Source organism: Bacillus sp. GMa5/1, from assembly GCF_050172015.1.
GTDB classification, from domain to species: domain Bacteria; phylum Bacillota; class Bacilli; order Bacillales; family Bacillaceae_G; genus Bacillus_A; species Bacillus_A cereus.
The window spans coordinates 1-4,668 of sequence record NZ_JBNLYC010000255.1 but is presented as its reverse complement, the minus strand read 5'-3'; the positions used below and the strand labels follow the sequence as shown (position 1 = coordinate 4,668).

The window sequence follows — 4,668 nt, the reverse complement described above, 5'->3', positions numbered from 1 at the left end:
CAGATTCCTACTACATTCCTACTAGATAACATGCTCGCTCACTAACTATATAAAGACTCTACTAAATCATTAAAGGATTCTCCTTTCCCCTATCGAATTATTGTAGAGGAAAGGAGAGGAATACATGGAAATTCTAGGATTAGATCCTCGCGCATTAGCGACTTTAGGTGCACTTGAATACACCAATCGTCGCAATAAATTAATCGAAGACTCTGAAAATAACATATACGAGTGTAAAGAAATAAAAGAAATACTTCAATCACTCCCTAAAGAGAAGCAGATTGAGGTTCTTGAGAATCAAGCTCACTTTGAAGCTGTGGCAAAGATGATTGAACAAAACAATTTAATTCTTTTAGAACAGATGAAAGCTCTACAGCTAATTCAGAAATAACAAACTTATGATTGATTAACTCTACATATGCTTCCATAAATAATGTATCTTTATTTATACCTTCAGCCTCTGTTTTTACAGGGGCTTTTGTTATGCGTTGATTCATACTTTGAATTTGAATTGTTTCTTTCACATGTATGAATAGATCTTCTAATAAACCTGATGTAGACTCTACTATAAAGATAGCCCCATAAATAATACAGTAATCACATAATATCCCCTCATACATGTCTTTTTTTATTTTTTTTAGAAATGCTGCAACAAAATCTTTTAAACACTCAGGAATTAATGCTTTTTAAAAATTCATTTTCTAATTCTACTATCTTTTGTTTACGAGCTTTTATTTTCCTTACAGGCACCCCAGCATACGTATACCAATCATCTAAACTTTCTTTTACCATACTCATCGCACCAACTGCCGCTCCTTCTCCTATTACTACATTTGGAAAGATAATAGAATGCGCACCAACAATGGCATGCTTTTTTAAAATAACTTTTCCAGCTTTCACATTTTTATATTGATGTGGAACAGTCGGCCCCATTAATGTATTTCCGCTAAAATCATCAATTGCTGCATATACAATTGTTTTTGATGAAATATTTGCAAAATCATGCATTTCAATCCCCATTTCTCCTCCAAATAACGCTGTATATGCCGCTATATGCGAATAACTTCCAATTGTAATTTTGCCGCTTAAAATGCAAAAGTCATCGATTCTTACATTATTTCCAACAGATATAGCACCTGGATTATATATGCTGGTTTTTTTACTTATTAATACATTTTCCCCGACAGATAGAAAGCCAATTTCGCTCAACTCTTCTTGACTATAAAAACTATTCATCTGTGGACACCACCTTCTGTATTAAACACATTATAATTTTCTCTACGATTTCTTTTGTCATTCCTTCCCATAAAGGTAGACTAATTATTCGTTTTTCTATTTTATTTGTATTTGTTAAATCTGTAGACTTATATTTTTTTAAAAAATCTTGTTGATGACAAGATGGTGAAAAATATGATCTAGCTTCTATCTTTTGCTTTTTTAACTCTTCTATTACCTGCATATTGTTAATTTTTTCTGAACAGAGAATAGGCATAAATTGATGAATAACTGCTTTTGTCTTTTGAACTTGCCAGCCTTTTTTTATTAATCCCGTACTTTGTAATAACTGTTTATACCATTCAGAGATACGATTTCGTTCTTGCACTTTTTGATTCCATTTATTTATCGTTGTAATCCCAATAGCTGCTGCATATTCAGTCATTTTACAATTAAACCCCATCATCGTACATTCACGATTATGATCAAATCCAAAATTACCCATTCTTTTAATTTGATTTATCTCTTCCTCATTATGGCTATATATCATACCACCTTCGCCAATTCCGAAAGGCTTTGTTGCATGAAAGCTATATACAATCATACCACTAAAATTCTGACCGTAATGTATACCCTCATGCATTAATCCAAACCCTGGTGCCGCATCTACAACAACCGGAACACCCTTTTTCTCTAATTCTTCATATTCTTTCAAGTCCATCCATGATCCGAATGTTGCATATGGAACAACAACTGCAACCTCTTCTTTTAATTCATCAATCTTATCCAAAAGTACCGTTTTATCCATACACCAATCATCTAATGAAATATCAATAAAATAAGGCTCCAAGCCACACCAAATAGCTGCCAATGGAGTAGCAGGGAATGTAAAACTAGGCATAAGAGCATACTTTCCTTTTTTTCTTTTCTTACATTGAATTGCCGCCATTAACCCTAGCGTTGCGTTTGCTACTGTTGTAACTGCTCCCCTGTTCTGAAAAAATTCCGACATAATTGTTTCTTCAAAACGTTGATTTATAGGTCCATAATTTGTATATATGTGGGATATATCAATTCGCTCTAATTCATCTAAGTACTCTTTTGCAGGTACAATTGACGCACGTAAAAAAGGAATATTCTCCATATGCATCTATTCCTTTCTATCATTTTCGGACAATATAGAGCATATCCGTTTCAGATAATCCGAATTTCCTAGCAATTTCTATCCCTTGTTTCTGAGCTATGTTATACAATTCCACCTTAAAGCCCGCAGCTGTTAATCGTTGAATAAATCCCGATCGATTATAAATCCTAACATGATCTTCTTGACCAAAGGCTATTTTTCTCAATAATGGCGTTACAATAGATTTATCCTCTATAATAAAATCTACATTCATTGCGATTGGCACTTGAATAATTCCCCATCCATTTGGCTTTAGTACCCTATATAATTCTCGCATTGCTTTTTCATCGTCAGGCACGTGTTCTAATACATGACTACATAAAATAACATCAAAGGTATTATTTTCGTATGCAATTCTCGTAATATCAATTTCCTCCATTAAAGAATCCTTTGGTTCTAAATCCCCACATATATAAGTAATGTTTTTAAACTGGTTAAGCCATCCTCTTACCTTCACTTCAGGTGCAATATGAAGCATAGTATAATTCCTACTTAACAAGTCCGTTTCTGTTTCAATGTACGCACGATACAACCTGTCACGATCCATCGAATAGCAAACTGGACAGATACCTGTATCTTTATTCCACATCTCAAATTCATATTTTAGAAAATCATAATGTGCTGGCCAAGGTGAAAATTTTTCAAATTCTTGATTGCAATATTGGCAATAACAAATATTTTTCTCAAATATATGAGTAACTAGTTTAATTAACCCACTTTTTATCTTTTCATTATAAATTTGATCTAGTTCTCCACTTCTTACTGCATCCTTAAGTATAAATCCTGCATTCTCCAAACAATAAGATAAGCTCTCTTTATAATCTTGTTCAGTATTTAAAAACCCACTATTATGTGCATCTGTAATTAATTCAATCCATTCTTCAATTGTCATTAATATAAAGTGCATTTGTTTTTGATTTTGTCCACTATGTTGTCTAAAGTAGCTAAGAGGTTCCTGTATATAAACTGCTTTTCCTTTCCTCATCATATCTAACCAAGTTGCAATGTCATTAATAGAAGAATACGCTTTCCCCTTAAAATAACCAAATTTCCCTCCAAAAAAATTGCGATTAAACAAAACCGTTGTCGGTTCTCCAACTACGTTTTTCAAGTTTTTCAACATATAATTCCCTAGTGTTTCCCCTTCAAAAATTGTAGTTTCTGTGGCAATTTTCACATTCAATGTTGAGGGGGGTAATACTTCTCCATTCTCATCAATTAGTTCACGGTACGACGTCACAAATGCAATGTTTTCTAATTCAAAAAAGTATTTCATCATTCTCTCAATCTTTTCAAGATGAAATAAATCATCATCTAATAAAAAATTTATATATTCACCAGTAGCAAGCTCTATACATTGATTAAAATTTTCAGCCACCAATGGATTTTCATTTTTAACATATGTTATACATTCATGTTCTTTTAAGTATGGCTGGATCATTGTTTTTACTTCATCATTTGTACTATCGTCAGAAATTATAATTTCAATATTTTCATAGGTTTGATTCAAAGCACTTTTGAGGGCTAATTCTAAGTAATGAGGTCTATTGTAGGCAGGAATTAGTATACTGACTTTTGGGAGGTGCGAGTTGATATTCATACGCTGTTTTTTCTTTTCAATATTTATTTTCTTTAGCTTGATTTGTTGATAGTAATCCAATGAATATAATATGGATGATGGAACAATTCTTCTTGCATAGTCTAGAAAATTTGTAATAGCTCTGTCTAACTCCTCTTCGGAGGATAAGAAACCATATTTTTCTCCAGCTATAATAATACTATGAGAAAAATCTTCTAACCCATCCATCATTTTATTAGATTCATTTAACTGCTGATTTGAATGTAATCGAAAGTAACTGAGTGTCTCCGCTATATATACTGCTTTCCCTTTACTCAGTAAGGATAACCATGAAGCTACATCTACGTTGCAAAGATACCGCCTTTTATCAAATACACCATACGGTTCTGTTAAATCACTTTTACGAAATAAAACCGTTGTCGGTTCTCCTATATAATTCTTTTGATTCATAATCACCATTTTTCCTAATTGTGACCCATCTATAATCGTATCTGTATAAAATAAACGCATCGTTGAATAAACATCTGGCAATAGGTTTCCTTCTGCATCCATTACTTGGCGATGGGATGTTACAAGCTTAATTTCATTATCTAGGTCATTTAAAAAGTATTTCATCATTTTTTCAATTTTATTTACATGAAATAAATCATCATCCATTAAGAAGTTTATATACTTACCTTTCGCTTTATGA

At 32.5% G+C, this 4,668-nt stretch carries 4 protein-coding genes; all 4 read right to left on the bottom strand.

Annotated features, from left to right (window positions below; translation table 11 throughout):
• Window positions 1-266: 266 nt before the first annotated feature.
• Window positions 267-620 carry a hypothetical protein gene (locus ACQGSG_RS26760; RefSeq protein WP_426948442.1) on the bottom strand — a complete coding sequence of 118 codons (354 nt, stop codon included), beginning with the start codon at window positions 618-620 and terminating at the stop codon, window positions 267-269.
• A gap of 49 nt (window positions 621-669) precedes the next feature.
• On the bottom strand, window positions 670-1,236 hold the full coding sequence (locus ACQGSG_RS26755; protein WP_426948440.1) for an acyltransferase: 567 nt from the start codon (window positions 1,234-1,236) through the stop codon (window positions 670-672).
• Window positions 1,229-2,359, bottom strand: a complete 1,131-nt coding sequence (locus ACQGSG_RS26750) for an aminotransferase class I/II-fold pyridoxal phosphate-dependent enzyme (protein ID WP_426948438.1) — start codon at window positions 2,357-2,359, stop codon at window positions 1,229-1,231. The genes ACQGSG_RS26755 and ACQGSG_RS26750 overlap by 8 nt, the downstream gene beginning before the upstream one ends.
• 19 nt (window positions 2,360-2,378) lie before the next feature.
• The coding region (locus ACQGSG_RS26745) for a glycosyltransferase (RefSeq protein WP_426948436.1) at window positions 2,379-4,668 on the bottom strand (2,290 nt) is incomplete at its 5' end.

Excerpts from the sequence above, each read along its gene's own strand:
- ACQGSG_RS26750 (WP_426948438.1), bottom strand. The coding sequence starts at position 2,359 with ATGGAGAATATTCCTTTTTTACGTGCGTCAATTGTACCTGCAAAAGAG.
- ACQGSG_RS26755 (WP_426948440.1), bottom strand. The coding sequence starts at position 1,236 with ATGAATAGTTTTTATAGTCAAGAAGAGTTGAGCGAAATTGGCTTTCTA.
- ACQGSG_RS26760 (WP_426948442.1), bottom strand. The coding sequence starts at position 620 with ATGTATGAGGGGATATTATGTGATTACTGTATTATTTATGGGGCTATC.